The 23,534-nt window shown below is 67.5% G+C and carries 21 protein-coding genes; 9 read left to right on the forward strand and 12 right to left on the reverse strand.

Annotated elements, in window-relative coordinates; genetic code table 11:
* The first annotated feature begins 10 nt into the window (after positions 1 to 10).
* Entirely contained in the window at positions 11 to 700 is a 690-nt protein-coding gene (locus ACODS4_RS02095; protein WP_488860216.1) for a response regulator transcription factor, read from the forward strand.
* Here the strand turns inward: ACODS4_RS02095 and ACODS4_RS02100 are convergent.
* Positions 682 to 1,428 (reverse strand): hypothetical protein, encoded by a 747-nt coding sequence (locus tag ACODS4_RS02100; protein ID WP_488860218.1) that lies wholly within the window; start codon positions 1,426 to 1,428, stop codon positions 682 to 684. The genes ACODS4_RS02095 and ACODS4_RS02100 overlap by 19 nt on opposite strands.
* Before the next feature lie 221 nt (positions 1,429 to 1,649).
* On the opposite strand from ACODS4_RS02100, the gene ACODS4_RS02105 reads away from it, so the two are divergent.
* The gene (locus tag ACODS4_RS02105) at positions 1,650 to 2,510 is read left to right on the forward strand and encodes an MBL fold metallo-hydrolase (protein WP_488860219.1); all 861 of its coding nucleotides are present in this window, start codon (positions 1,650 to 1,652) and stop codon (positions 2,508 to 2,510) included.
* A gap of 171 nt (positions 2,511 to 2,681) precedes the next feature.
* Positions 2,682 to 3,596 (forward strand): YcbK family protein, encoded by a 915-nt coding sequence (locus ACODS4_RS02110; RefSeq protein ID WP_488860221.1) that lies wholly within the window; start codon positions 2,682 to 2,684, stop codon positions 3,594 to 3,596.
* Positions 3,597 to 3,667: 71 nt separating this feature from the next.
* Here ACODS4_RS02110 and xth read toward each other — a convergent pair whose 3' ends face one another.
* Both xth and ACODS4_RS02120 read right to left on the reverse strand, forming a co-directional pair.
* Positions 3,668 to 4,462 carry an exodeoxyribonuclease III gene (gene xth, locus ACODS4_RS02115; RefSeq protein ID WP_488860223.1) on the reverse strand — a complete coding sequence of 265 codons (795 nt, stop codon included), beginning with the start codon at positions 4,460 to 4,462 and terminating at the stop codon, positions 3,668 to 3,670.
* Positions 4,463 to 4,473: 11 nt separating this feature from the next.
* A complete protein-coding gene (locus ACODS4_RS02120) occupies positions 4,474 to 5,157 on the reverse strand; it encodes a fumarylacetoacetate hydrolase family protein (RefSeq protein WP_488860322.1) in 684 nt (227 codons plus the stop codon).
* Between the two features lie 399 nt (positions 5,158 to 5,556).
* Between ACODS4_RS02120 and ACODS4_RS02125 the strand changes: the two genes are divergently transcribed.
* The gene (locus ACODS4_RS02125) at positions 5,557 to 6,051 is read left to right on the forward strand and encodes a MarR family winged helix-turn-helix transcriptional regulator (RefSeq protein ID WP_488860225.1); all 495 of its coding nucleotides are present in this window, start codon (positions 5,557 to 5,559) and stop codon (positions 6,049 to 6,051) included.
* Positions 6,052 to 6,177: 126 nt separating this feature from the next.
* Here the strand turns inward: ACODS4_RS02125 and ACODS4_RS02130 are convergent, their stop codons facing one another.
* The 3 genes from ACODS4_RS02130 to ACODS4_RS02140 all read right to left on the reverse strand — a co-directional run bounded on the left by ACODS4_RS02130 (position 6,178) and on the right by ACODS4_RS02140 (position 9,123).
* A complete protein-coding gene (locus tag ACODS4_RS02130) occupies positions 6,178 to 6,939 on the reverse strand; it encodes a gamma-glutamyl-gamma-aminobutyrate hydrolase family protein (protein ID WP_488860227.1) in 762 nt (253 codons plus the stop codon).
* Between the two features lie 99 nt (positions 6,940 to 7,038).
* The gene (locus tag ACODS4_RS02135; RefSeq protein WP_488860229.1) at positions 7,039 to 7,698 is read right to left on the reverse strand and encodes a LolA family protein; all 660 of its coding nucleotides are present in this window, start codon (positions 7,696 to 7,698) and stop codon (positions 7,039 to 7,041) included.
* A gap of 147 nt (positions 7,699 to 7,845) precedes the next feature.
* A complete protein-coding gene (locus ACODS4_RS02140; RefSeq protein WP_488860324.1) occupies positions 7,846 to 9,123 on the reverse strand; it encodes a UbiH/UbiF/VisC/COQ6 family ubiquinone biosynthesis hydroxylase in 1,278 nt (425 codons plus the stop codon).
* Between the two features lie 364 nt (positions 9,124 to 9,487).
* On the opposite strand from ACODS4_RS02140, the gene glnK reads away from it, so the two are divergent.
* The 3 genes from glnK (at position 9,488) to ACODS4_RS02155 (ending at position 14,127) form a co-directional block, all read left to right on the forward strand.
* Entirely contained in the window at positions 9,488 to 9,826 is a 339-nt protein-coding gene (glnK, locus tag ACODS4_RS02145) for a P-II family nitrogen regulator (RefSeq protein WP_119831484.1), read from the forward strand.
* A gap of 304 nt (positions 9,827 to 10,130) precedes the next feature.
* Positions 10,131 to 11,384, forward strand: coding sequence for an aminotransferase class I/II-fold pyridoxal phosphate-dependent enzyme (locus ACODS4_RS02150; protein ID WP_488860231.1), 1,254 nt, complete (start codon positions 10,131 to 10,133; stop codon positions 11,382 to 11,384).
* A gap of 61 nt (positions 11,385 to 11,445) precedes the next feature.
* Positions 11,446 to 14,127: a DNA translocase FtsK gene (locus ACODS4_RS02155; RefSeq protein ID WP_488860233.1), complete on the forward strand. Its 2,682-nt coding sequence runs from the start codon at positions 11,446 to 11,448 to the stop codon at positions 14,125 to 14,127.
* Between the two features lie 289 nt (positions 14,128 to 14,416).
* Here ACODS4_RS02155 and znuB read toward each other — a convergent pair whose 3' ends face one another.
* Complete coding sequence (gene znuB, locus ACODS4_RS02160; RefSeq protein WP_488860235.1) at positions 14,417 to 15,202, reverse strand: zinc ABC transporter permease subunit ZnuB; 786 nt, start codon at positions 15,200 to 15,202, stop codon at positions 14,417 to 14,419.
* Positions 15,195 to 16,007 carry a zinc ABC transporter ATP-binding protein ZnuC gene (znuC, locus tag ACODS4_RS02165; protein WP_488860237.1) on the reverse strand — a complete coding sequence of 271 codons (813 nt, stop codon included), beginning with the start codon at positions 16,005 to 16,007 and terminating at the stop codon, positions 15,195 to 15,197. Before znuC ends, znuB begins: the two co-directional genes overlap by 8 nt.
* A gap of 89 nt (positions 16,008 to 16,096) precedes the next feature.
* Here znuC and znuA point away from each other — a divergent pair, with 89 nt between their 5' ends.
* Both znuA and dapB read left to right on the forward strand, forming a co-directional pair.
* Entirely contained in the window at positions 16,097 to 17,080 is a 984-nt protein-coding gene (gene znuA, locus ACODS4_RS02170) for a zinc ABC transporter substrate-binding protein ZnuA (protein WP_488860239.1), read from the forward strand.
* 68 nt (positions 17,081 to 17,148) lie between these two features.
* A complete protein-coding gene (gene dapB / locus ACODS4_RS02175; protein WP_488860240.1) occupies positions 17,149 to 17,946 on the forward strand; it encodes a 4-hydroxy-tetrahydrodipicolinate reductase in 798 nt (265 codons plus the stop codon).
* A gap of 208 nt (positions 17,947 to 18,154) precedes the next feature.
* On the opposite strand, the gene ACODS4_RS02180 is transcribed toward dapB, so the two are convergent.
* The 4 genes from ACODS4_RS02180 to ACODS4_RS02195 form a co-directional block, all read right to left on the reverse strand.
* Complete coding sequence (locus ACODS4_RS02180) at positions 18,155 to 19,720, reverse strand: HD domain-containing phosphohydrolase (RefSeq protein ID WP_488860242.1); 1,566 nt, start codon at positions 19,718 to 19,720, stop codon at positions 18,155 to 18,157.
* Positions 19,721 to 19,874: 154 nt separating this feature from the next.
* Complete coding sequence (locus ACODS4_RS02185; protein ID WP_488860244.1) at positions 19,875 to 20,504, reverse strand: LysE family translocator; 630 nt, start codon at positions 20,502 to 20,504, stop codon at positions 19,875 to 19,877.
* A 93-nt stretch (positions 20,505 to 20,597) separates the two neighbouring features.
* Complete coding sequence (locus ACODS4_RS02190) at positions 20,598 to 22,364, reverse strand: glycoside hydrolase family 17 protein (RefSeq protein ID WP_488860246.1); 1,767 nt, start codon at positions 22,362 to 22,364, stop codon at positions 20,598 to 20,600.
* 301 nt (positions 22,365 to 22,665) lie between these two features.
* Positions 22,666 to 23,439 (reverse strand): ferredoxin--NADP reductase, encoded by a 774-nt coding sequence (locus ACODS4_RS02195; RefSeq protein WP_488860248.1) that lies wholly within the window; start codon positions 23,437 to 23,439, stop codon positions 22,666 to 22,668.
* Positions 23,440 to 23,534: the final 95 nt, after the last annotated feature.

Consider the following 23,534-nt stretch of genomic DNA (forward strand, 5'->3'; position numbering starts at 1 on the left):
TCGTCCGCTCATGACGTCTTTCAAACGCATTCTTCTGGTCGATGACGACATCGCGCTGCGCCAGTCGCTGGCCGAACAGCTCCGCCTGCTGGAGGAGTTCGAGACGGTGGAGGAGGGCGATGGGGCCGGGGCGCTGGCGGCGGCGCGCGAAGGCGGCTTTTCCGCCATTCTTCTGGACGTTGGGCTGCCCGACATGGACGGGCGCGACGTCTGCAAGCTGTTGCGCCGCGACGGCGTGCGTTGCCCGATCATCATGCTGACGGCCTCGGCCACCGATTCCGACACCATCTTGGGGCTGGAATCCGGGGCCAACGACTATGTCGCCAAGCCGTTCCGGTTGGGGGTGCTGCTGGCCCGGCTGCGCGCGCAGCTCCGCCAGTTTGAACAGACCGAGGACGCGGTGTTCGCCATCGGTCCCTACAGCTTCCGCCCCGCCGCCAAGCTGCTGCTGGACGAAGCGAAGAACCGCAAGATCCGCCTGACCGAAAAGGAAACGGCGATCTTGAAATATCTCTATCGGGCGGGCGATCAGGTGGTCGGGCGCGACATTCTGTTGGGCGAGGTGTGGGGCTACAACGCCGACGTCACCACCCACACCCTGGAAACCCACGTCTACCGGCTGCGCCAGAAGATCGAAAGCGATCCATCCTGCGCGGAAATTCTGGTGACGGAACCCGGCGGCTACCGCTTGGTGCCGTAAGGCGAACCGCCGCTGCGGGCGTTGGTCTGGCCGCCGCGCCCGGCGATGGTGATCTGGGCGGTGACGGCGGGCCAGCGTTGCCGCGCGCGGTCAAGCGCCAGCGGCTTTTTGCCCGGCAAGCCCCACAGGCCCCGCCCGCGCGACACCACCGGCAACAGACGCAGCTTGCGCCCGACGATGGCCAGCCGCCGCCGCCAATGGGCGACGATGTGGGCCGACAGGCCGATCCGCCGGGCGATCTCCTGATCCGACAGCAGGGCGCTGGCCGGATCCTGCAACAGATCCAGCGCGGCGCGCCGTTTGTCGGTGTCGGTGTGACGGGAGTGTTTGCGCTCCAGCGCCTTGCCGACGTCCCACAGCTTTTCCGCCGTCTCGCGCGCCAGGGTGCGCCAACGTTCGGCCTCGTCCTTGTGGCGGTCCAGATCGCTGGCGGTCTTGTCGAGCTGGCGGCGCAGGGTCGCCAGCTCCAGCTCCAGATCCTTCACTTGACGGCGCAGGCCGTGGACCAGCTCGTCGGGCGGCGGCGGTTGGGCCGGGGTGGTCGGGGTGACGACGGTGGGCGGCGGTTCGGGCGGCGGCTGGTCGTGCCGCGCCCGTTCGGCCAGATCGCGGAAGGTCAGACCGGCGCGCGACAGCATGATGCGGGCGGCGCGCAGGGCGGACAGCGCCTCTCCCTGATGCTCCGACTCGGCCATGGCCAGGACTTTGGCGAGTTTGTCTGGATCCATCCGTCGTCAGGTCCGTCGTCAAGTCCGTTGGTCTCACCATCGCAAGGGTGGTGGCGAACGGGAAGCCGCGCTGTGCGCGATGTGCGGCACGCTACCACATCTTATAGGCTTCACCACATTCCCATCATTGGGGGAAGCCCGGCAATTCGTGGGAACCGGGCGGGGCGGGGGATGGAAAATTTCTCGACTTGGGCTTCGGGCGTCGCCAACATGACCGAGCCATGACCGCCGGATCCGCGCCCACCCCCGCCCAGGCCCCCGCGCCCTTCACCGTCCGGTTCTGGGGCGTCCGAGGCAGCATTGCGTCTCCCGGCCCGGACACGGTGCGCTATGGCGGCAACACCGCCTGCATCGAGGTTCGTTGCGGCGATTGCCACGTCGTTTTTGATTGCGGCACCGGCATCCGCCCGCTGGGCGAGTCGCTGGCGCGCGGCGGGCCGGTGGACATCGATCTGCTGCTGACCCACAGCCATCTCGACCATATTTGCGGGCTGCCCTTTTTCGCCCCGGCCTTTCACCCGGACAGCCGGTTGCGCTTTTGGGCCGGGCATTTGCCGCCGGAGCGGCCCTTCCGCACCGTGCTGTCGGGCATGATGAGCGCGCCGCTGTTTCCGGTGCCGGTCGAGATTTTCCGCGCCGATTGCTCGTTCCGCGATTTCGCCGCCGGGGAAACGCTGGAGCCGAAACCCGGCGTGATCGTCCGCACCGCGCCGCTGAACCACCCCGACGGCGCCACCGGCTACCGGGTGGAGTTCGGCGGGCGCAGCCTGTGCGTGCTGACCGACACCGAACACCCGGCGCAGGGCCGCGACCCGATCATTCTGGAACTGCTGCGCGGCGCCGATCTGATGATCTACGACAGCACCTACACCGACGCCGAATACCCGACGCGCGTCGGCTGGGGGCATTCGACGTGGCAGGAGTGCCTGCGGCTGGCCGAAGCCGCCGGGGTTGGCCGCGCGGTGATCTTCCACCATGACCCGGCCCGCACCGACGCCGAACTGGACGTCATCGCCGCCGCCGCCGAGGCGACGCGCCCCGGTTCCCTGGTCGCGCGCGAAGGCATGGAATTGACGGTTTGACCGGCTGGCCGACGGCTTGGCTTTCTCAGCTTTTTGCCTCCAACCCCTTGATCGGGAGTCGATGTCACAGTTTCAGCCTGTGACAATTCTGGTAGAACCGACTCATCACGTCCGTGCGGGATGATGCGGGTGGGGCCGCGCGGCGACGCTCCGGGGGAAGCGATGCGGATCATGCTGCGTGCCGCTGTGAAGCGGGCTTGTGCCGTTCGGGTCTTCGCGCCGCTTCTGTTGGTCGCCGCTGGTCTGGCGGGCTGCGCCTCCCAACCGACCGGATTGGGGGATGGGCCGCGCTCCGTCGTGCTGAATCACCCCAGCGGCGAGACCGTCGCCGTCACCTATTGGCGGCCCGGCGGCGGGTATGACGCCGACGCGCTGCGTGAGATTTCCATGCTGTTTCGCGACCGCCGCAGCGGCGAGGTCATCCCGGTCGATCCGGCGTTGATCGACATGCTGGTGGAGTTGCGTCAACGCGCGGGCGCGCCGCCCGAAGCCCCGATCCGTCTGACCTCCGGCTACCGTTCGCCCGCCAGCAACGCGCTGTTGGCGCGGACCAACGCGAACGTCGCCGACAATTCCTATCACATGCGTGGTCAGGCGGCGGATTTCTCGATTCCCGGCGTTCCTCCGGCCCGTTTGGCCGAAGAGGCGGCGGCGATGCGGCGCGGCGGCTACGCGATGTACCCCAGCACCGGCCATGTCCATGTCGACACCGGCCCGTTCCGCACCTGGACGCCGAAGGGCGGCGGCGGGGAGCCGCGCGTCGCCCCGGTCCTGCAAGAGGCCAGAGCGCCGGAACAGGCGCCGCCGAAGGCGCCGGAACGGATCGTGTTGGCCGACGCGTCGCCGGTTCCACACCGTCCGTTGCCCACCGGGCCGATTGTCCTGCCGCCCGACATTCTGGCGGCGAACCCGCCCCCGGCGCGGGTCGCCCCGATCAAGGCGACGGCGGGGACAAAACCAGCGCTTGGCAAGGGGGCGGTCGCCAAGCCCCCGGTTCCGCCCGATCTGGTCCGGGTGCGGGCGGTGCTCGCCCAACTGAAGGAACAGCCGAAACCGGCGGCGGTGAAGAAGAAGCCGCAGTCGTAGAAGCCACAGTCGCAAGGGCTGGGGAAAGCGACGGGGCAAGAGCCGCCCCCGCCGCTTCCTCATCCCCAAAATCAGGTGTCCAGATCGACCAGAACCGGCACATGGTCGGACGGTTTCGGCTCCCAGCCCCGGACGTCGCGCAGCACGCGATGACCGCGCAAGGCGTCCTTCAACGGCGGCGTCACCCAGACATGATCCAGGCGGCGGCCCCGGTTCGACGCCGCCCAATCCTTCGCCCGATAACTCCACCAAGTGTAAAGCTTTTCGTCCGGCGGCACGAAATGGCGCATGGCGTCCACCCAGCCCAGCGACGCCTGCATCGCGGCCAGCTTTTCCACCTCGATCGGCGTGTGGGAGACGATGGAGAGCAACTCCTTGTGGCTCCACACATCCTGTTCCAGCGGGGCGATGTTCAGGTCGCCGACCAGCACCATCTTTTGATCCGCCGCGCGCTGGCCGCCCAGCCACGCCGTCATCTCGTCGAGGAACTGGAGTTTGTGGGCGAATTTGTCGTTCACCGCCGGGTCGGGGACGTCGCCGCCCGCCGGGATGTAGACGCAATGCAACTCGATCCCGTTCGCCAGCGTGGCGTGCGCGTGGCGGCGGTCTTCCTTGCCGCACCAATGCCGCACGTCCTGCGCGGCGAAGGGCAGGCGCGACAGGATGGCGACGCCGTTGTAGCTCTTCATCCCGTGGATGTGGGTGTGGACGTAGCCCTGCGCGACCAGCGGGGCCAGCGGGAAATCGGCGTCCACCACCTTGGTTTCCTGAAGGCAGATCACATCCGGCGCCTCCTCCGCGATCAGGCGGAGGAGGAGGTCCAGACGCATGCGGACCGAATTGATGTTCCAGGTTGCGATGCGCATCGTGCCGCCGCTCAGGCTATGGTGATGGTCAGGGCGCCCACGCCCTCGACCGCGCCGGTCAGCACGTCGCCGCTGACCACCGGGCCGACGCCCTCGGGCGTGCCGGTGTAGATCAGGTCGCCCGGTTGCAGCGCGACCAGACCGGACAGGTAGGAAATCGTTTCAGCCACCGACCAGATCAGATCGGACAGGTCGCCGCTCTGCCGCAGCGCGCCGTTGACCGCGACGGTGATCGCGCCCTTGTCCGGGTGGCCGATGTCGGCGGCCTTGCGGATGGCGCCGCAGGGGGCGGACTGGTCAAAGCCCTTGCCCATGTCCCAGGGCTTGCCTTCCTTCTTGGCGGCGTTTTGCAGGTCGCGGCGGGTCATGTCGAGACCGACGGCGTAGCCGAACACATGCTCCAGCGCCTGATCCACCGGGATGTCCCGCCCGCCGCCGCCGATGGCGACCACCAGCTCGATCTCATGGTGCAGGTTGGCGGTTTTGGGCGGGTAGGGGATGGTCGCGCCGTCGGGAACCACCGCGTCGGCGGGCTTCATGAAGAAAAAAGGCGGCTCGCGGGTCGGGTCGGCCCCCATCTCGCGGGCGTGGGCGGCGTAGTTGCGGCCCACGCAATAGATGCGGCGGACGGGGAACGGATCGCCGCCCGTCACGGGAACGGTCGGCTGGGACCACAGGGGAACGGCGTAGGCCATGGGGCGGCTCTTGCGGTGGGGGTTGGTCACGCGGATGCCATCCACAGGTACCCGAAACTGGACGGCGGACCAAGCCCCCAACCCGCGCCCCGGAAAGCCGACTCGACGGGCGGGAGGGCGGACATGAAGACGCCCGGTCTGGGGGAACCGGGCGTCGGAAGCTCCGTTTCCAGAACCCGCAGGCGGCAGGGGAAACCGCAGGGCGGGCGATCATTGCCGAAACCGGGGCTGATCGCTTCTTGATTCATCAAATTGGCGTTTGTTTGATGCGCAACCAATGTGAAAAACGCATGATTGATATGCGTTGACTGTGGAGCGTGCGGTTCTTGCTGACAAAGCGACTCTTCGGCCCCATTTTATCCGTTCATCCCACAGTATCATTCAACTACGGCATTCGCGGTGACTGACAACGAGCGTTCCACCCCCGCCGACCGGCGTTCGCGCCTGCGTCCTGGCAAAAACGGCAAGCTCGCCCTTGGGCCTCTTCCTGACCTCGTGGGCTACAACCTGCGCAAGGCTCAGGTCGCGCTGTTCCAGAGCTTCCAGAACGCGGTTTCTCCGCAGGATGTGACGCCCGGCCAGTTCGGCGTCCTCATCATGATTCGGGAAAACGAAGGGCTGTCGCAATCCGATCTGGGCACGGCGGTCGGCATCGACCGTTCGACCATGGTCGCGGTGATCGACCGTCTGGAGTCGCGTGGCTTGGTGGTTCGCGCCCCCTCGCCGAACGACCGCCGGTCCTACGCCCTGCGCCTGTCGCCGGAAGGTCAGGCCATGATGGATGACCTGATTCCCCGCGTTCAGGCGCACGATCAGGGAATGGTCAAGGATCTGACCCCGGAAGAACAGGTCCAGTTCATCGACTTCCTCCGTCGGGTTTCCCGCGCGAAGTAAGGTGGATTGGTCTGGGCTTAGGGCCAGACTTGAGTGTTGACGCACCTTGAGTGTTGACGCACAAGGGGACCGGGCGACGCGCGCGGTCCCCTGTTTGTGTTTGTGCCGGGTTGATGTCCAGCGGATTCAGCGCAGACGGCGTTGCGCGTGCGCGGCGGCGGCGGCGCCAAAGGCGTGCAGCAGGGCCGCCGACAGCGGATCCTCCCAAAACCGCCATTCCGGGTGCCATTGGACGGCGAGCGCGAAGGCCGGGGCCGCCGTCACCCGCACGGCTTCGACCAACCCATCCTCGGCCCGCGCCTCCACGGTCAGGCCGTCGGCCAGCCGGTTCAGCCCCTGGGCGTGCAGCGAGTTGACCGCCACCGAGTCGGCGCCGTTGGCCAACCCGGCGAGAATTCCGCCCGGCGTCAGATGGACGCGGTGCGATGGGCCGTACTGGACGGTCAGGGGCGCGGATTTGTCCTCGCGGTGGTTGGTGTAGCCGGGGAGTTCATGCACCCGCTGGTGCAGCGACCCGCCCAGCGCGACGTTCAACTCCTGAAACCCCCGGCAGATGCCCAGCAGCGGCACCCCCATGTCCAGCGCGGCGAGGATCATCGGCAGGGTGGTGGCGTCGCGGGCGGGGTCGTGCAGGGTTCCAGGCTCGCTCGGCTCGCCGCCGTAACGCTGCGGCTCCACGTTGGACGGGCTGCCGGTGATGAGCAGGCCGTCGAGGCGCCCGACCAGATCGTCGATGTCGAGGCTTCCGCCCAACGCCGGAATCAGCAACGGCACGCCGCCAGCCCCGTCGGACACGGCGCGCACATATTTGTCGCCGCAGACGTGAAAGGGATGCTCGCCAATGGGGCGGGTGCAGGCGGGGATGCCGATCAATGGCTTTTGCATCATGGATGACCTCCGGTGCGCGGACCCGTCGCCATTCTGCGCGCTCGCCACGCTCTTGCCCAGAGGGCGACGGCAGCCCAAAGGGCGGTGAAGACCGATGGATCAGTTGTCCTTGCCGAAGTCCGATCCGGTCTTTGGTTCCTTGAAATAGAACAGATTCGAGTCGAACGTCACGTCGGCGCGCGGGTTGAGCAGGGCGACCTCGGTCGTCAGCCCTTGGGCGTCCAGCACGCGCCATTTGCGCAGTTGAAAGGGGTGATCCTCGAACACCAGGGTCATCGTGCCTTTGCCGGCGTCCTTGGTTTCGACAAGACTGACTTCGATGACGCCGGGGGTCTGGAACACGGTGGTCACGGTCACGTCGCCCGACAAACGGATCGTCTTGCGCAAAATGAAATCGGCCAGCGTCGTGCCGATGGGCGTGCTCGACTGCTGGCGCATCTCGCCGTCCCAATAAAAGATGAAACTGCCGTCGGCGACGACGAAATCCTTGATCGGCTTGTCATATTCCAGCCGCATCTTGCCGGGGCGCGACAGATAGAAGGTGCCGGACGCTTGCCGCCCGTCGGGGGCCACCTGAATGAACTTCGACTGAAGGCTCTGCACGCCGTTCAGATACTGCTCGACCTGGGCGATGGTGGCCTTGTCCTGGGCCGACAGGGGCGCGGCGGCGGGCGCGGCGCCAGCGTCGGGCGGGGCGATGGTCAGCGCGGCGGCGGTCAACAGAAGGGTGGCGAAAATACGGGCAAGCACGGGCGTCATCCCTGGACAGAGTGAACCCGACCGTCATAACCGGGCGTTGTGGCGGACATAAGGCGGATGCCCAGAAAATCCAAGAGGGAAAGCCAAGAGGGAAAGCCAAAGGGGAAAGCGGGGCGTGGCATTGCCCCGCCTTTGCCGCGCGCGGCTTTACAGCGGTTGCCCGCGAATCATCCGGGGCAGGTCGCCGACGATGCCCATGGCGTGCTTCATGAAAAAGCGTTTGACCGGCGGCAGGCGGTTGACCAAGCCCATGCCCAGATCGCGGGCCAGCCGGATCGGCGGGATGTTGTTGGAGAACAGATGCACCAGCCCGTCGCACACCGCCGCCAACAGCACGGTGTCGAAGCGGCGCCAGCGTTGGAAGCGGGCCAGCACCTCCGGCCCGCCGACGTCCAGCCCCAGACGGTGGGCGTCGACGATCACCTCGGCCAGGGCGGCGACGTCGCGCAGCCCCAGATTCAGGCCCTGCCCGGCGATGGGGTGGATGGCGTGGGCGGCCTCGCCGATCAGGGCGAGGCGTTCGGCGATGAAGCGTTCGGCCAGCAGCACCGACAGCGGCCACGCCTCGCGCCGGGTGGCCAGCGTGATCTCGCCCAGATAACCGCCCGACCGCCGCGACAGCTCCTCGATGAACTGGTCGTCGGGCAGATCGAGGTAGGTTTGCACCAGCGACCGCTTTTCGCTCCAGATGATGGAGCAGCGGTTCTCGGTCATCGGCAGGACGGCGAAGGGGCCGTTCGGCATGAAATGCTCGACGGCGATTCCCTTGTTCGGTTCGGAATGATGGATCGTGCAGATGATGGCGCTCTGGTCGTAGGACCAGCGCCGCACCTTGATGCCCGCCCCCTCGCGCGCCAGCGACTTTCGGCCATCGGCGCCGATCACCAGCTTGGCCCGCACCACCCGGCCGTCGGCCAGCGTCACCGACGCGCCGTTGCGGTTGCGGGTGATGGCTGTGGCCTTGGCCGGGGCCAGATGGATCAGGCCGGGCAGCTCGGCCACGCGGGCGAACAGGGCGCGGCGCATGTCCTTGTTGTCGAGGATCCAGCCGAAGGGCCGGTGCTGGCCGTCCACCGCCAATTCGGTGTGGTCGTAATGGACGAACAACGGCGAAAACTGGTCGGCGATGCGGATGTCGAGCATCGGCCCGGCCTTGTCCGCCATGTGCTTCCACACCCCGGCCCCTTCCAGCACCTTCATCGAGGCGTAGGCGATGGCGGTGGTGCGGATGTCGAATCCGTCGTCGGCCTGCCGGTCGGGGCTGTCCTGGTCGATGCAGACCACGGGAACGCCCGCCGTCGCCAGCGCCGCCGCCATGGAAAGTCCGGCCAGACCGCCGCCCAGGATCGCCACCTCGGTGGCGAGGTCGCCGCTGGTGGCGGTGGAGGGGGGCGTGTTCGCGGTCGGGTTGCCCGATTCGGCCATGATGCGCTGTCCTTCGCTTCGCAATCCTGCCCGGCGACGGGTCGCCGCCGCCGGGGTCGCGATGGACAATTGTCCTCCGCCGGGCCGATGTCCAGTGTCGCCGCGCCGCTTCGGCGACGGACAGATTGTCGCTGAACAATAAATAGGCACATGCTGCCGTTTTAAGCGCCCAATCCGCAGGCATACCCTCGCGGTTGCGGTAGAAATCAACCGGCACGATTCTTGAAGTCATTGATTTTTGCGGTCGAGACGAACAGGCTTGAACCCGAACGGGATCCCCATCGTCAACCCGGCGACGGGGAAGAACCGCGAAGGGTCGATCTGATCGGCCAAGACCGGAACAACGCTTTTTAGGGGAAGCCACATGAAACTGGTTATGGCCATCATCAAGCCGTTCAAGCTGGACGAAGTGCGCGAGGCGCTGACGTCGCTTGGGATTCAGGGCTTGACCGTCAGCGAGGTCAAGGGTTTCGGTCGGCAGAAGGGCCAGACGGAAATCTATCGCGGCGCCGAATATTCGGTGAGCTTCCTGCCCAAGGTGAAGGTCGAGGTCGCCGTGTCCGACGACCAGTTCGAGCAGGTGGTCGAGGCGATCCAGAAGGCCGCCAACACCGGCCGCATCGGCGACGGCAAGATCTTCGTTCTGGAGATTGCCCAAGCCGTGCGCATCCGCACCGGCGAGACCAACGGCGAGGCGCTCTGACCACCGCCCCTCCCGGTTCGTCCGGGCGGGGGGTTCCGGCCTTGGTCCGGGTTCGTCTCTGCGGGGGACGGACCCGGACGGCGCGTCCCGCTGGGGATTGCCCGGAATTGGGGCGGTTTCCGGTCGGCGTCGTCGCTTTTCCGTGTTTGTCCGGTTGAGTTGGTCCGGTTGACGGCCAACGCCGTGAACCGGCTTTGCGCGCTTGTACCCTCCTTGTTCCGCCGATAGGATCATCGCTGATTTTGAGCGGGCGCGGTCCGTCGGTGATGGGCCGGATTGGCTAATGGGGAAGGTGCGGGGCGTTATGGTGTCTGCCGATTTCAGCGTTCACTCCGGCGCGGCGTTCAGCGCGGCGATTGGCAACGACCGGCTTGACCGGCTCAGCGATTACCCGTTCACGCGATTGGCGAATTTGCTGGCGGGCGTCACGCCGCGCGCCAACGTCGCCCCCGTCGTGCTGACGGTCGGCGAACCGCAGCACACGCCCCCCGCCCTGATCGACGAGACGTTGCGCGCCAACACCGCCGGATGGGGCAAATACCCGCCGGTCGGCGGAACCCCGGAGTTCCGCGCCGCCGCCGGTGACTGGCTGACCCGCCGCTATGGGCTGCCCGCCGGGCTGTTCCACGCCGAATCCTCGCTGCTGCCGGTGTCGGGCACGCGGGAGGCGCTGTTCATGCTGGCCTTGCTGGCGGTTCCGCCGCAGAAGGCGGGCAAGCAGCCCGCCGTGCTGATGCCCAACCCCTTTTACGCGCCCTATGAGGGGGCGGCGGTGATGGCGGGGGCGGAGCCGGTCTTCCTGCCCGGCACGCGCGCCACCGGCTTCCTGCCCGATCTGGACGCGCTGACGCCGGAGCTGCTGGAGCGGACGGCGCTGTTCTATCTCTGCACCCCGGCCAACCCGCAGGGGGCCGCCGCGTCCGCCGCCTATCTGGCCAAGGCCATCGGGCTGGCGCGGGACTATGGTTTCGTGCTGGCGGTCGATGAATGCTACGCCGAAATTTACCTGGACCGCCCGCCCATCGGCGCGCTTGAGGTCGCGGCCTCCCTGCCGCACGGCGGCGCGCCTTGGTCCAATCTGCTGGTCTTCCATTCCCTGTCCAAGCGGTCGAGCGCGGCGGGCTTGCGGTCGGGTTTCGTCGCCGGGGATCCGGCGTTGATCGGGCGCTTTTCCCGGCTGCGCAGCTACGCCAACGCGGGCATGCCGCTGCCGGTGGTCGCCGCCAGCACAGCCTTGTGGCGGGACGAGGCGCATGTCGAGGAAAACCGCCGCCTCTACCGCGCCAAATTCGCCGCCGCCGAGGCCGAGTTGCAGGGCCGTTACGGCTATTACCGCCCCGACGGCGGCTTCTTCCTGTGGCTGGAGGTTGGCGACGGCGAGGAGGCGGCCAAGCGCCTGTGGGCCGACGGCGCCGTGCGCGTGCTGCCCGGCGGCTATCTGGCCCATTCCGTGCCGGGGGAACCCAACCCCGGCGCCGCCTTCATCCGGGTGGCGCTGGTGCAGGACGCCGAAACCGTCGGCCAGGCCTGCGCCGCCATCGTCCGCATCCTTGGCTGAGCTTTTCTGACCGCCGCCTCCGCCCCGCTTCCGGGGCGGACCGAGAACGAGGTTTCGACCCATGGCCCGACCCGCCGGTCCCCCTTCCGCGCGCCCCCGGCCCAGTCTGGGACGGACCGCCGCCGCGCGCCTTGGCGCGCGCGAGGAAAAGGGGCGCCTTGGCGCGCGCGAGGAAAAGATCACCGGCAAGGACACGGGCAAGGACCGGGTCCGTCCGCCCACCGCGCGCCAGGAAAAGCCGCCCTTCTTTTCGCCCGCCACGCGGCGGTTGGTGGTGGCCCGCGCGCGCGAGGCCATGGGCTTCGTGCTGGGTTTGTTCGGCTTGATGCTGATGGTTCTGTTGGGCAGTTACGATCCGGCGGATCCCTCATGGAACTCGGTTCCCGCCAACGCGGACAAGACGCGCAATCTGTTCGGTTTTCCCGGCGCCTACCTCGCCGACCTGTTGATCCAGTCGCTGGGCTGGGCGTCCTTCGTCATCGCGCTGGTGCCGATGTTCTGGGGCTGGCGGTTGGGCGCCCAGCGCAGCCTGGGCAACCCGATGTTCCGCACCGTGCTGGCGCTGTGGGGGGTGATTCTGGTGGCGATGGCGCTGGCCGGGCTGACCACCGAATCCTCGGACCCGCTGGCGGCCTTGCCCGGCGGCAGCGTCGGCGACGTCATGTTGCGTGGCGTCAGCAATCTGTTCGGCGGCACCCCGATGGTGGCGACGGTCGCCGCCTTTTCCGGCGGTTTCGTTCTGTTCCTCGCCGCCGGTCTGTCCATCGCCGAATGGGTCACGGGCTTCAAGGCGCTGGGGTCGGGCAGCGTCACGGCGACGCGCTTCGCCGTTCGCGGCGCCCACTACGCCGTCAACACGGTGGGCCGTCGCGGCGTCATCGCCGCCCGCAACGCGGCGCAAGCCGCCGCCCAAACCGCCAGCGGCGCGGTGGACGACGCGCTGCTGCGGCGGACGCCGGGCGTCGACCGCCGGGGCCGCGCCGTGCCGAGCTTTGACGACGCGCCGCGTTTCGACTCGGGCGCGCATGGCCCCTCGCAGGTCCACCCCGCCGGGCTGGACGCCGCGCCGATCCTCCATCACCCGCCCCATGGCCACCCGCCCCACGGCGCGGCGGAGGCCAAGCCGTTGCGCCCGATTCCGGTCGTCGCCCGCAAGCCGGACGACGACGGGCCGCTCCCCGCCCAACGCGCCCTGCCGTTGGAGATGGTCGAGGAGGACGAGGAGGAGAGTTACGAGCTGCCGCCGCTCGATCTGTTGCAGCCGCCGCCGCAGGGCGTGCGCGGCGAGCAGGTCGATGAAGGCCAGTTGCGGCGCAACGCCGCCCAGTTGGAAGAGGTGTTCGGCGATTTCGGCGTGCGCGGCGCGGTGCAGAAGGTTCATCCCGGCCCGGTCGTCACCCTGTATGAGCTGGAACCCGCCCCCGGCACCAAATCATCCCGCGTCATCGGTCTGGCCGACGACATCGCCCGTTCGATGAGCGCGGTTTCGGTGCGCGTCGCCGTGGTGTCCGGGCGCAACGTCATCGGCATCGAACTGCCCAACGCCCGGCGCGAAACCGTGCTGCTGCGCGAGCTGATGGCGTCCGACAGCTTCGACAAGAGCGGGGCCAAGCTGGCGCTGGCGCTGGGCAAGGACATCGGCGGGCACCCGGTGGTCGCCGATCTGGCCCGCTTCCCCCATCTGCTGGTCGCCGGAACCACCGGATCGGGCAAGTCGGTGGCGATCAACACGATGATCCTGTCGCTGCTCTACCGGCTGCCGCCGGAACGCTGCCGCTTCATCATGGTCGATCCCAAGATGTTGGAGCTGTCGGTCTATGAAGGCATCCCGCATCTGCTGACGCCGGTCGTCACCGACCCGAAAAAGGCGGTGGTCGCCCTGAAATGGGCGGTGCGCGAGATGGAAGACCGTTACCGCAACATGTCCAAGCTGGGCGTCCGCAACATCGAGGGCTACAACGCCCGCCTGCGCGAAGCCCGCGAGGATGGCGAGTCGCTGACCCGCCGGGTGCAGACCGGCTTCGATCCCGACACCGGCAAACCGCTGTTCGAGGAACAGCCGCTCGACCTCACCGAACTGCCCTACATCGTCGTCATCGTCGATGAGATGGCCGATCTGATGCTGGTGGCGGGCAAGGACATCGAGGCGGCGATCCAACGCCTGGCCCAGATGGCGCGCGCGGCGGGCATCCATTTGATTATGGCGACGCAACGCCCCTCGGTGGACGTCATCACCGGCACCATCAAGGCGAATTTCCCCACCCGCATCAGCTTCCAGGTGACGAGCAAGATCGACAGCCGCACCATTCTGGGCGAGCAGGGGGCCGAGCAGCTTTTGGGGCAGGGCGACATGCTCTACATGGCGGGCGGTGGGCGCATCACCCGCGTTCATGGCCCCTTCGTCTCCGACCATGAGGTCGAGCAGATCGTCCGTTTTCTCAAGTCGCAGGGCGAACCGAACTACGTCGACTCGATCACCGAGGATGAGGACGGCGACGCCAGCTTTGACGACGGCGGGGCGCTGGCCGCCAACGGCGGCGGGTCGGGCGATGATCTCTACGACAAGGCGGTCGCCGTGGTCTGCCGCGAGCGCAAGGCGTCCACCAGCTTCATCCAGCGCCAATTGCGCATCGGCTACAACTCCGCCGCCCGCCTGATCGAGCGGATGGAGACGGAGGGCGTGGTCAGCAAGCCCAACCATTCGGGCAAACGCGAGGTTCTCGCCCGCAACATCGACGAGTGAGTCGTTGGAGCGCGGATTGACAACCGCCGGTCCGCTCACCAATATTGGGGGTAGGCGGGCAGGGGCTGCTTTCCCCTGCCCGCCCGCCCGATCTTAGTGCAGAAGGTCAAGCAACCGCTTGACGATCTCCAGCACCAGGATCAGGAGAGCGAGGATCTTTTCCATCCTCAGCACCTCCCGGTAGTGCGGCGGCGATGGCGGCCAGTCCGCCATCGCGTCCGCCGGGTGATTTTGACAAAAAAGTGCAAAAATACAATTGTGTTCCACCAGCGGATGTCGCCCGCGCGCGTCACCCCCGCAGCGGAACCAGCGATCCGACCAGGAACAGACTGGCCGCCGCCACGACCACGCTGGGGCCGCCCGGCAAATCCCAGGTCAGCGAGGCCAGCAGCCCGGCGACCACGGCGACCACGCCAAAGACCGAGGCCAAGGCCGCCATGCTTTCGGGCGTGCGGGTGAAACGGCGGGCCGCCGCCGCCGGGATGATGAGCAGCGACGTAATCAGCAGGATGCCGACGATCTTCATGGCGATGGCGATCACCAGCGCGATCAGCAGCATGAAGGCCAGACGCAGGGCGTCCACCGGCATGCCCTCCACCCGCGCCAGATCCTCGTCCACCGTCACGGCCAGCAGACGCCGCCACAGCAGCGCCAGCCCGGTCAGCGCCACCGCGCCGCCGCTGTAGATCCAGACCAGATCATTGGCCGTCACCGACAGGATGTCGCCGAACAGATAGGCCATCAGATCGACGCGCAGCGTCTCCAGAAAGGCCAACGCCACCAGCCCCAGCGACAGCGAGCCGTGCGACAGGATGCCCAGCACGGTGTCGGCGGCCAGCGTGCGCCGCCGTTGCAACCCGACCAGCGCCAGCGCCAGCGCGACGCAGACCACCATCACCCCGATCATCGGGTTGACGCCCAGCAGAAAGCCCAGAGTCACCCCCAACAGGGCCGAATGGGACAGGGTGTCGCCGAAATAGGCCATGCGCCGCCAGACCACGAAGGATCCCAGCGGCCCGGCCAACGCGGCGATGCCGCAACCGGCGGCCAGCGCGCGGATCAAAAAATCATCCATGGCAACAGCCCCCGTCCTGACTCTTGACGACGCCGCGCTCCGGGTCGTGCGCGTGGTCGTGATGGTGCAGATAGACCGCCAGCTCCGCCGCGTGGCGGCCAAACAGCGCGTGGTATTCCGGGTGGCGGCTGACGTCCTCGGGCCGCCCGTGGCAACAGACATGGCCGTTCAGGCAGATCACCCGGTCGGTGCGCGCCATCACCGTGTGCAGATCATGGCTGACCAGCAGGATGCCGCAGCGGTGATGACGGCGGACATGCTCGATGCGGGCGAACAGTTCGGCCTGGCCATGGACGTCCACCGCCTGGTCGGGTTCGTCCAGCACCAGCAGATCGGGGTCGCTCAGCAGGGCGCGGGCCAGCAGCACCCGTTGCATCTCGCCGCCCGACAGGGTTTGCACCGCCGCGTTCGCCAGCCGGGCGACGCCCGCCTCCTCCAGCGCCGCTGTGATCTGGTCGGGCGTGGTTGGGCGCCACAAGGTCAGAAAGCGGCGAACGGTCAGCGGCAACGTCGCGTCCACCGCCAATTTCTGCGGCATGTAGCCGACGCGCAGACCAGGGCGCCGCGCCACCCGACCATCCGACGGGCGGACCAGCCCCAGAACGGCGCGGGCCAGCGTGGTCTTTCCCGCCCCGTTGGGACCAATCAGAGTCACCACCTCGCCAGGGTTGACGGCCATGGTGACGCCGCTCAGCACCGGCCGTCCGCCCAGACGCACGGACAGATTCTCGGTCCACACCAGCGGATCGGGAGCGGGCGCGGGCGCAGTGGACGCGGGGGGAGCGTGTGGGTGGGTGATTGACATGTTATGTTATAACGTGACAAATGAAGGCCGGTTCATCCGTATGCTCTCAAAGCTTCATCCTGTCCAGAATGACAATAAGGATTGCACCCATGCGCCGTATCGCGTGTTTCCCGGCGGTCGCCGTCACCCTGATGCTGGCGGTCGCCCCGGCTTTGGCCGACGCGCCGAAGGTGGTCGTGTCGATCAAGCCGATCCATTCCCTGGTGGCGTCGGTGATGCAGGGGGTTGGCGAACCGGCGTTGCTGGTGCGCGGCGGCGCCTCGCCCCACACCTACACGCTGAAGCCGTCGGACGCCAAAAGCCTGTCCACCGCCGATCTGGTGGTCTGGGTCGGGCCGGAGATGGAAGGCTTTCTGGAAAAGCCGCTCTCCAGCAACGCCCGCAAGGCGAAAATCCTGACCTTGATGGACGCCCAGGGCCTCCACCTTCTGGACGCGCGCGAGGGCGGGGCCTGGGAGGCGCACGATCATGGCCATGAGCATAAGGGCGACGCCCACAAGCATGAGGCCAAAGGCCACGACGCCAAGCACGATCACCATGACGAGCATGACCATGACGAGGTGAACACCCACATCTGGCTCGATCCGGCCAACGCCCGCCGCATCGTCGCCCTGACCGCCGAGGCGCTGGCCGCCAAGGATCCGGCCAACGCCGAAGCCTACCGGACCAACGCCGACAAGACGCTTGGATCCATCGACGCGCTCGACGCGGAGCTGAAAGCGGCGCTGGCCCCGGTGGCGGGCAAGCCCTTCGTCGTCTTCCACGACGCCTATCAGTATTTCGAGGATCGTTACGGCCTGTCGGCGGTCGGCTCGATCACCGTCAGCCCGGACCGTCGCCCCTCGGCCAAGCGCCTGTCGGCGGTGCGCGCCAAGATCGCCGGTCTGGACGCCGCTTGCGTCTTCGCCGAGCCGCAGTTTGAACCGGCGCTGGTTCGCACGGTGGCGGAGGGAACCAAGGCCAAGACGGGAATCTTGGACCCCGAGGGCGCTGATTTGGCGGAAGGCCCGGCGCTCTACCCGACTCTGCTGCGCAATCTGGCCGCCTCGCTGCGCGGCTGTCTTGGCGCTTAAGCCAACCGCCTCCCTGTGCTAAAGGCTTGATGAGAAGGTCCGGCTGTTTGGTCAGGGAGTGAGGCGTCATGAAGATCGGTGTCATCGGCTGCGCGGGGCGCATGGGCCAGATGTTGGTGCGGGAAATCACGGCGACGGCGGGTTGCACGCTGATCGGCGGCACCGACAAGGTCGGCGGCGAGGCCATCGGCAAGGATCTGGGGCTGCTGGCCGGTCTGGACGCGCTGGGCGTCGTCGCCATCGACGATCCGGTGGCGCTCTTCGCCCAGGCCGACGCGGTGATCGACTTCTCCAACCCTGAAGCGACGGAGCGTCACGCCGCGTTGGCCGCCCAGGCGGAAACCGTGCTGGTCATCGGCACCACCGGCCTAAACCCGTCGCAGCAGGCGGCCATCGCCCAGGCGGCGACCCACACGGCGATTCTGCAATCGCCCAACATGTCGCTGGGCGTCAATCTGCTGCTGGCGCTGGTCGAGCAGGTCGCCAGCAAGTTGGACGACGCCTACGACATTGAAATCCTGGAGATGCACCACCGCAACAAGGTGGACGCGCCGTCCGGCACCGCGCTGGGGTTGGGCCGCGCGGCGGCGGCGGGGCGGGGCGTGGCGCTGGAGGATGTCTGGCAAAAGACCCGCGACGGCATCACCGGCGTCCGTCCGCGCGGCGAGATCGGCTTCGCCACCCTGCGCGGCGGCGACGTCATCGGCGATCACGTCGTCATGTTCGCGGGCGACGGCGAGCGGATCGAGCTGACCCACAAGGGATCGGGCCGCCAAATCTACGCCAAGGGCGCCGTGCGCGCCGCCCTGTGGGCGCGCGACAAGACGCCGGGCCTTTACAGCATGAAGGACGTGCTGGGGCTGTAACCGTTTTCCAAGCCCTATTGCGCTGGTTCGGCGCCGCTGGCCCCCTCCCCAACCCTCCCCCGCTTTGCGGGAGAGGGGGCCTGGAGCCTTGTTGGCGCGCGGTTGTCGGCGTGCGGCGGAGTTCCCTCTCCCGCCACAGGCGGGGGAGGGCTAGGGAGGGGGCAAAACGCTAACCACCCTCCGGCCTCCGCATAGGAACGGTTGACGGTCAGGCGACCAGCGGCAACCCGTCGCGCGCCAGAACGGCCAGGAAGGCGTCGATCACGCGCGGGTCGAAATGTCGGCCCGACTCGGCGCGCAGCAGGTCCAACACCTCCTCCATCTCCCACGCCTTTTTGTAAGGGCGGCGGTGGAGCAGGGCGTCGAAGACGTCGGCGACGGCGACGATGCGGCCCGACAGCGGGATGGCGTCGCCGCTCAAGCCGTGGGGGTAGCCGCCGCCGTCGAACCTCTCATGATGGCTTTCGGCGATTTGGGCGCCCATCGACAGGCAGTTGCGCGGCCCCTCGCCCCCGGCGTCGCGCAGGATGGCGCCGCCGATGGCGGCGTGTTCGCGCATGTGGCGCATTTCCTCCGCGTCCAGCCGTCCGGGCTTGCGCAGAATGGCGTCGGGGATGGCGACCTTGCCGACGTCGTGCAGGACGCTGGCCAACCCGATCATGCCGCAGAATTCTTCATCCAACTCGTCGGGGAACAGGTCGCGGGCGCGCAGTTCGCGCGCGATGGCGGTGGCCCAGCGGCCCAGCCGCTTCACATGGTCGCCGGTGACTTCGTCCTTGTATTCGGCCAGCTTGCCCAGCGCGTGGACGGTGGCGATCTGCGCCTCTTGCAGCCGCTCGACCAGATGCAGATTGTCGAAGCCGGTTCCGGCCTTGGCGCAAAACAGCTCGATCAGGCGCTGCTCCACCTCGGGCAACGGGCCGTCGGCGCGGACGCACAGCGCGTGCGGCGCTTGGCTGCGGCTGCGCAGCCGGGCGACGCCGTGCCGGTCGCCCCAGCGGGAGCGGCCATCGTCCAGCGTCGCGCGGATGTCCGGCATCACCTCATCGGGCAGGGTCGCGTCCAGCGGTCCGTCGCCCGCGCTGGCGGCGGACAGCACGCGCGGTTCGCCGTCGGGGGAGGCGGCGCAGAGCAGGACCGAGCCGGAAACGGGCAACAGATCGGCCATCCGTTCGGTCAGGGCGCGGAGAAAAGCGGCGCGACTCGGCTGTTCGAGCAGATGATCGGCGGCCTCCATCACCGCTTCAACCCCTTGGCGTCCACGCTCGATCAGCGTGATGTGCTGGTAGGATCGCAGGGCGGCGACGGTCGCGGTGAACAGTTTTTGCGCGGTCAGTTCGCTCTTGGCTTTGTAATCGTTGATGTCATAGGCGGCGATGATCGCGCGTTCGGGGGCCTGTCCGGGTTGGCCGGTGCGCAGGATGATGCGCACCTGTTGGTTGCCCAGCGTTTCGCGGATGTGACGGACCAGGGTCAGCCCGGCGTCGTCGGTTTCCATCACCACATCCAGCAGAATGACGGCGATGTCCCGATGCTCGTCCAGCAGGGCGCGGGCCTGCTTGGCCGAATAGGCCGAGAGGAAGCGCAACTGGCGCTTTTCAAAACTGGCGTCGCCCAACACCACGCGGGTGATGGCGTGGACCTCGTGGTCGTCATCGACGATCAGGATCCGCCAGGGCGGGTTGCGCCGGACGGCCAAAGCGTCTTCGTCGGTGTTTTCATCAGCGAACAGCAGATCGTCGCTGGCGTTTTCCGCCGCTGCCAAGTCCGCCATCGCCCCTGCTTCCTCCGGGCGCGAAGCCGCGCCGTCTCGTCGAACGAAAACCACGTCACGCGGTGAGCGTGAAAAGTCGGCGCAATCTTCGGATTAGCAACAGAATGTTGTCAACGCCGTCCAACCCTCAACGCGCCGGGTCAGGGTGATGGGATCAGGCCGCCGCCTTCTTCCAGGCGGCGGTCAGCAAGCCAGCCCCGATCAGCAGGGAGCCGCCGGTTCGGTTGACCGCGCGCTGCACCGACGGGGTGCGCACCGCCTTGCGCGCGGCGGACGCCAACAGGGCGTAGAGCGCGGCGTTCAGCGTCGCCAGAACCAGAAAGGTCGCCTCCATCGTCGCCATCTGGCCGACCAGTGGCTGCGCGGCGTCGAGGAACTGCGGCAGGAAGGCGACGAAGAAGACAAGGCTTTTGGGATTAAGCGCCGTGACGGCGTAGGTGTGCAACAGCATCCGCAGCGGTTTGACGTCCGGCTCGTCGGCGGACTCGGAACCAACGGTGATTGGCGCCCGCCACAGCTTGACGCCAAGATAGATCAGATAAGCGGCGCCGACCCATTTCAGCCCGGTGAACAGCGCGGCGGAGGCGGACAGCAACACGCCCAACCCCAGCATCGAGGCGGTCATCGCGGTGAAATCGCCCAACGCCACCCCGGCGACGGTCGCCATCGCGGATCGACGGCCATGGCCCAAGGCGTAGGACACGACAATCAGCACCGTCGGCCCCGGTATCATCAGCATGACGGTCGAGGCGGCGGCGAAGGCCAGCCAGAGTTCCAGGGACATTGGACGGATCCTTGCGGAGAGCGGGGTGGACCCGTCTATTAATCCTTGCCGCGAATTGACGCGCAACAGCGGCGTTGCGTGTCGGCGGCGCGTTCAGCGTTTTGCGCTGAACACCCCGGCGGCGTAAGGAAGGGCGAGCAGGGCTTGCAGGGCGGCCCAGGCCAGAGCCTCCCAATTGGGCAGCGACCAATCGACCTCATGCAGCGCCTCGCGGAAGGGAAGCTGGCCGTAAATCAGTGATTCCAGCGGCACGAAACCCTCGGCCAGCACGGTCAGCAGGGCGGTCAGCAGCAGCCCGGCGGCGAGCAGCGACTCGACGGGCAGGCGGCGCGCGGCCCGGCACAGGCGGCGGGCGGGCGCGTCGGTCATCGGCACGGCGGGGCGGAACAGACCGGCGATGGCGCTGGCCGCGCCCCGCGTGGCCCCGACCGGGCGGCGGGCGGCGCGGACCATGCCCAGCCCCAGCAGCCCAACCACCGGGATCATGAAATAGGGGTTGGGGAAGTCGCGGTAACGGCCATCCCAAACGATCAAGGCCGCCCAGATCAGAGCCAGCCCGGTCAAGGCCAACGCCGACCAGCGGCCAACCGACTCGACGGCGGACAGGGACGGGCGGTTGACCCGCAGGCCCGCCAGCGGCTCCCGCGCCAGCCCGCCGCCCGCCAGCGTCCGTTGCGCGGTCAGCAGAACGGCCAGCGACAGCGCCGCCGTCAACGCCAGCATGACGCCCGCCAGGGCGGTGTCGTGCCAGTAATGTTTCCCGTGAAGCGCCGCGTGAACGGCCTGGACGAACAAAGTGGACAGCGCTTGCGTCAACAGGATCAAGCCGGTCCAACCGCCGTTGGTCAGACGCCCGCCGCGCAGCGCCAGACCGGCCAGCAGAAGCAGGGCGAGGCCGCCGGAGACGGCGTAAAGGCGCGGCCAGTCGCGGTTTTCCACCACCGGCCCGGCCAGCGAGAATTTCGCCACGCGGTCGGCGCCATACAGGCCCCAATGGCCGCCGACGGTGCCCTCCAGCTTGGCTTTCCAATCCTGATCGAAGGCTTCGATGACGTTGTAGTCAAAGCCCTCCTGCGCGGCCATGCGGACGAAGCCGTTGACGAAGGTCGCCTTGTTGACCAGCCCCGGCACGGCGGCCCCGCGCGAACGGCCCGCCGTCGGCCAGCCGGTTTCGCCGACCAGGATCGGCTTGCCCGGAAAACGCTTCGCGATGGTGTGGTAGGAGGAGCGGATGCGTTCCGTCGCGCCCGCGACCCCGGCGGGGACGTCCTCCCAATAGGGCAGCAGATGGATGGTCAGGTAATCGACGTGATCGGCGATCTGCGGGTATTTCAGCCACCATTCCCAGACGTCGGCGTAGGACACCGGCTGTTTGACCGCCGCCTTGACCCGGTCGATGTAACCGGCGACCTGATCGGGCGTCAGCTCGCGGCGCAACAGCACCTCGTTGCCGACGATGACGCGGGTGATGGTGTCGGGAAAGCGGTTGGCCAGATCGATCAGCGAGGCGATTTCCGCCTCGTTCTTTTCCGGCTTCGACGACAGCCACGCCCCCATCGTCACCTGAAGCCCATGCTTGCGCGCCAGCTCCGGCACGATTTGCAAGCCTTCCAGCGACGTGTAGGTGCGGATTCCGGCGACCTGCGGGGCGAGCGCGGCCAAATCCTCCTCAATCTCCGCCGGGCTGGGGAAGATCTGCGTCAACGGGCTTTGCCCGTCGCGGAAGGGGGCGAAGGACACGCTTCGCAGCTTGCCGCCGGGCGGCGGTTCAAGGGGAACCGGCCGGTTCGGCAAGGACCACACGGCGAGGTTCGCAAGGCCGACGACGAGAATCGCGGCGAGGATCGGGATCAGGCGCATGGGCGGGATGTCTACACCAAAGGCGGGGCGGGTTGAACGGGGTTGGTGATTCGCGTCGCCCCCTCCCTAGCCCTCCCCCGCTTGTCAGCGGGAGAGGGGACGGGTGCGGCCCGACCATCGTCTCCCTCTCCCGCGTGAGCGGGGGAGGGTCGGGGAGGGGGCCGGAGGCGACGGCCAACCAAAAGAAAGGCGCGTTCCCCATCATGGAAAACGCGCCGGTCGCAAGGTTGAGGATGGATACCCCGATCAAACAGCGGCGGGCGCCGCTTTATTCCATCAGCGCTCCCATCAGCGCTCCCAATCAGCGTTCGACGAACGCCTTTTCGATCACGTAATTGCCCGGCTCGCCGTTCGTGCCCATGACGAAGCCCTTGCGGTCCATCATGTTGGTGGTTTCGGTCAGCATCGCCGGGCTGCCGCAGATCATCACGCGGTCGTGCGCCGGATCCAGCTCCGGCAGGCCAAGGTCGCGGTAGAGCTTGCCGTTTTCCATCAGCGTGGTCAGACGCCCGCTGTTGCGGAACGGCTCGCGCGTCACGGTGGGGTAATAGAGCAGCTTTTCCTTCACCTGCTCGCCAAAGAACTCATTCTCCGGCAGCTCGTGCTGGATCAAATCGTCGTAGGCGAGTTCGGCGACCGTGCGGGTGCCGTGGGTCAGGATCACCCGCTCGTACTTCTCGTACAGTTCGGGATCCTTGATGATGCTGAGGAAGGGGGCCAGCCCCGTCCCGGTGCTGAGCAGATAGAGGTTCCGGCCCGGCAGCAGATTGTCGGAAATCAGGGTGCCGGTCGCCTTGCGGTTGACCAGAACCGTGTCGCCTTCCTTCAGATGCTGAAGGCGGGAGGTCAACGGGCCGTCCGGAACCTTGATGCTGAAGAACTCCAGCGTCTCTTCGTAATGCGCGCTGACGAGGCTGTAGGCGCGCAGCAGCGGGCGCCCGTTCACCTCAAGCCCGATCATCGTGAACTGGCCCGGCAGAAAGCGGAAGGACGGGTCACGCGTGGTGGTGAAGGTGAACAGCGTGTCGGTCCAGTGGTGAACGCGCAGAACGCGCTCCTGAATGAGGTTGCTCATGGAGATTCCAAAGACAGTAGCAATGCCAGAGCCGGCTTTCGGGTTCGGGGCGCGTTCCGGTGGCTGTGAACAGGCTGCCGCCGCGCGACGCCGAA

It is taken from the genome of Azospirillum sp. FG154, assembly GCF_057809575.1.

Coding starts and splice junctions, on each gene's coding strand:
- ACODS4_RS02095 (WP_488860216.1), top strand. CDS start 11: ATGACGTCTTTCAAACGCATTCTTCTGGTCGATGACGACATCGCGCTG.
- ACODS4_RS02100 (WP_488860218.1), bottom strand. CDS start 1,428: ATGGATCCAGACAAACTCGCCAAAGTCCTGGCCATGGCCGAGTCGGAG.
- ACODS4_RS02105 (WP_488860219.1), top strand. CDS start 1,650: ATGACCGCCGGATCCGCGCCCACCCCCGCCCAGGCCCCCGCGCCCTTC.
- ACODS4_RS02110 (WP_488860221.1), top strand. CDS start 2,682: ATGCTGCGTGCCGCTGTGAAGCGGGCTTGTGCCGTTCGGGTCTTCGCG.
- xth (WP_488860223.1), bottom strand. CDS start 4,462: ATGCGCATCGCAACCTGGAACATCAATTCGGTCCGCATGCGTCTGGAC.
- ACODS4_RS02120 (WP_488860322.1), bottom strand. CDS start 5,157: ATGGCCTACGCCGTTCCCCTGTGGTCCCAGCCGACCGTTCCCGTGACG.
- ACODS4_RS02130 (WP_488860227.1), bottom strand. CDS start 6,939: ATGATGCAAAAGCCATTGATCGGCATCCCCGCCTGCACCCGCCCCATT.
- ACODS4_RS02135 (WP_488860229.1), bottom strand. CDS start 7,698: ATGACGCCCGTGCTTGCCCGTATTTTCGCCACCCTTCTGTTGACCGCC.
- ACODS4_RS02140 (WP_488860324.1), bottom strand. CDS start 9,123: ATGGCCGAATCGGGCAACCCGACCGCGAACACGCCCCCCTCCACCGCC.
- glnK (WP_119831484.1), top strand. CDS start 9,488: ATGAAACTGGTTATGGCCATCATCAAGCCGTTCAAGCTGGACGAAGTG.
- ACODS4_RS02150 (WP_488860231.1), top strand. CDS start 10,131: ATGGTGTCTGCCGATTTCAGCGTTCACTCCGGCGCGGCGTTCAGCGCG.
- ACODS4_RS02155 (WP_488860233.1), top strand. CDS start 11,446: ATGGCCCGACCCGCCGGTCCCCCTTCCGCGCGCCCCCGGCCCAGTCTG.
- znuB (WP_488860235.1), bottom strand. CDS start 15,202: ATGGATGATTTTTTGATCCGCGCGCTGGCCGCCGGTTGCGGCATCGCC.
- znuC (WP_488860237.1), bottom strand. CDS start 16,007: ATGTCAATCACCCACCCACACGCTCCCCCCGCGTCCACTGCGCCCGCG.
- znuA (WP_488860239.1), top strand. CDS start 16,097: ATGCGCCGTATCGCGTGTTTCCCGGCGGTCGCCGTCACCCTGATGCTG.
- dapB (WP_488860240.1), top strand. CDS start 17,149: ATGAAGATCGGTGTCATCGGCTGCGCGGGGCGCATGGGCCAGATGTTG.
- ACODS4_RS02180 (WP_488860242.1), bottom strand. CDS start 19,720: ATGGCGGACTTGGCAGCGGCGGAAAACGCCAGCGACGATCTGCTGTTC.
- ACODS4_RS02185 (WP_488860244.1), bottom strand. CDS start 20,504: ATGTCCCTGGAACTCTGGCTGGCCTTCGCCGCCGCCTCGACCGTCATG.
- ACODS4_RS02190 (WP_488860246.1), bottom strand. CDS start 22,364: ATGCGCCTGATCCCGATCCTCGCCGCGATTCTCGTCGTCGGCCTTGCG.
- ACODS4_RS02195 (WP_488860248.1), bottom strand. CDS start 23,439: ATGAGCAACCTCATTCAGGAGCGCGTTCTGCGCGTTCACCACTGGACC.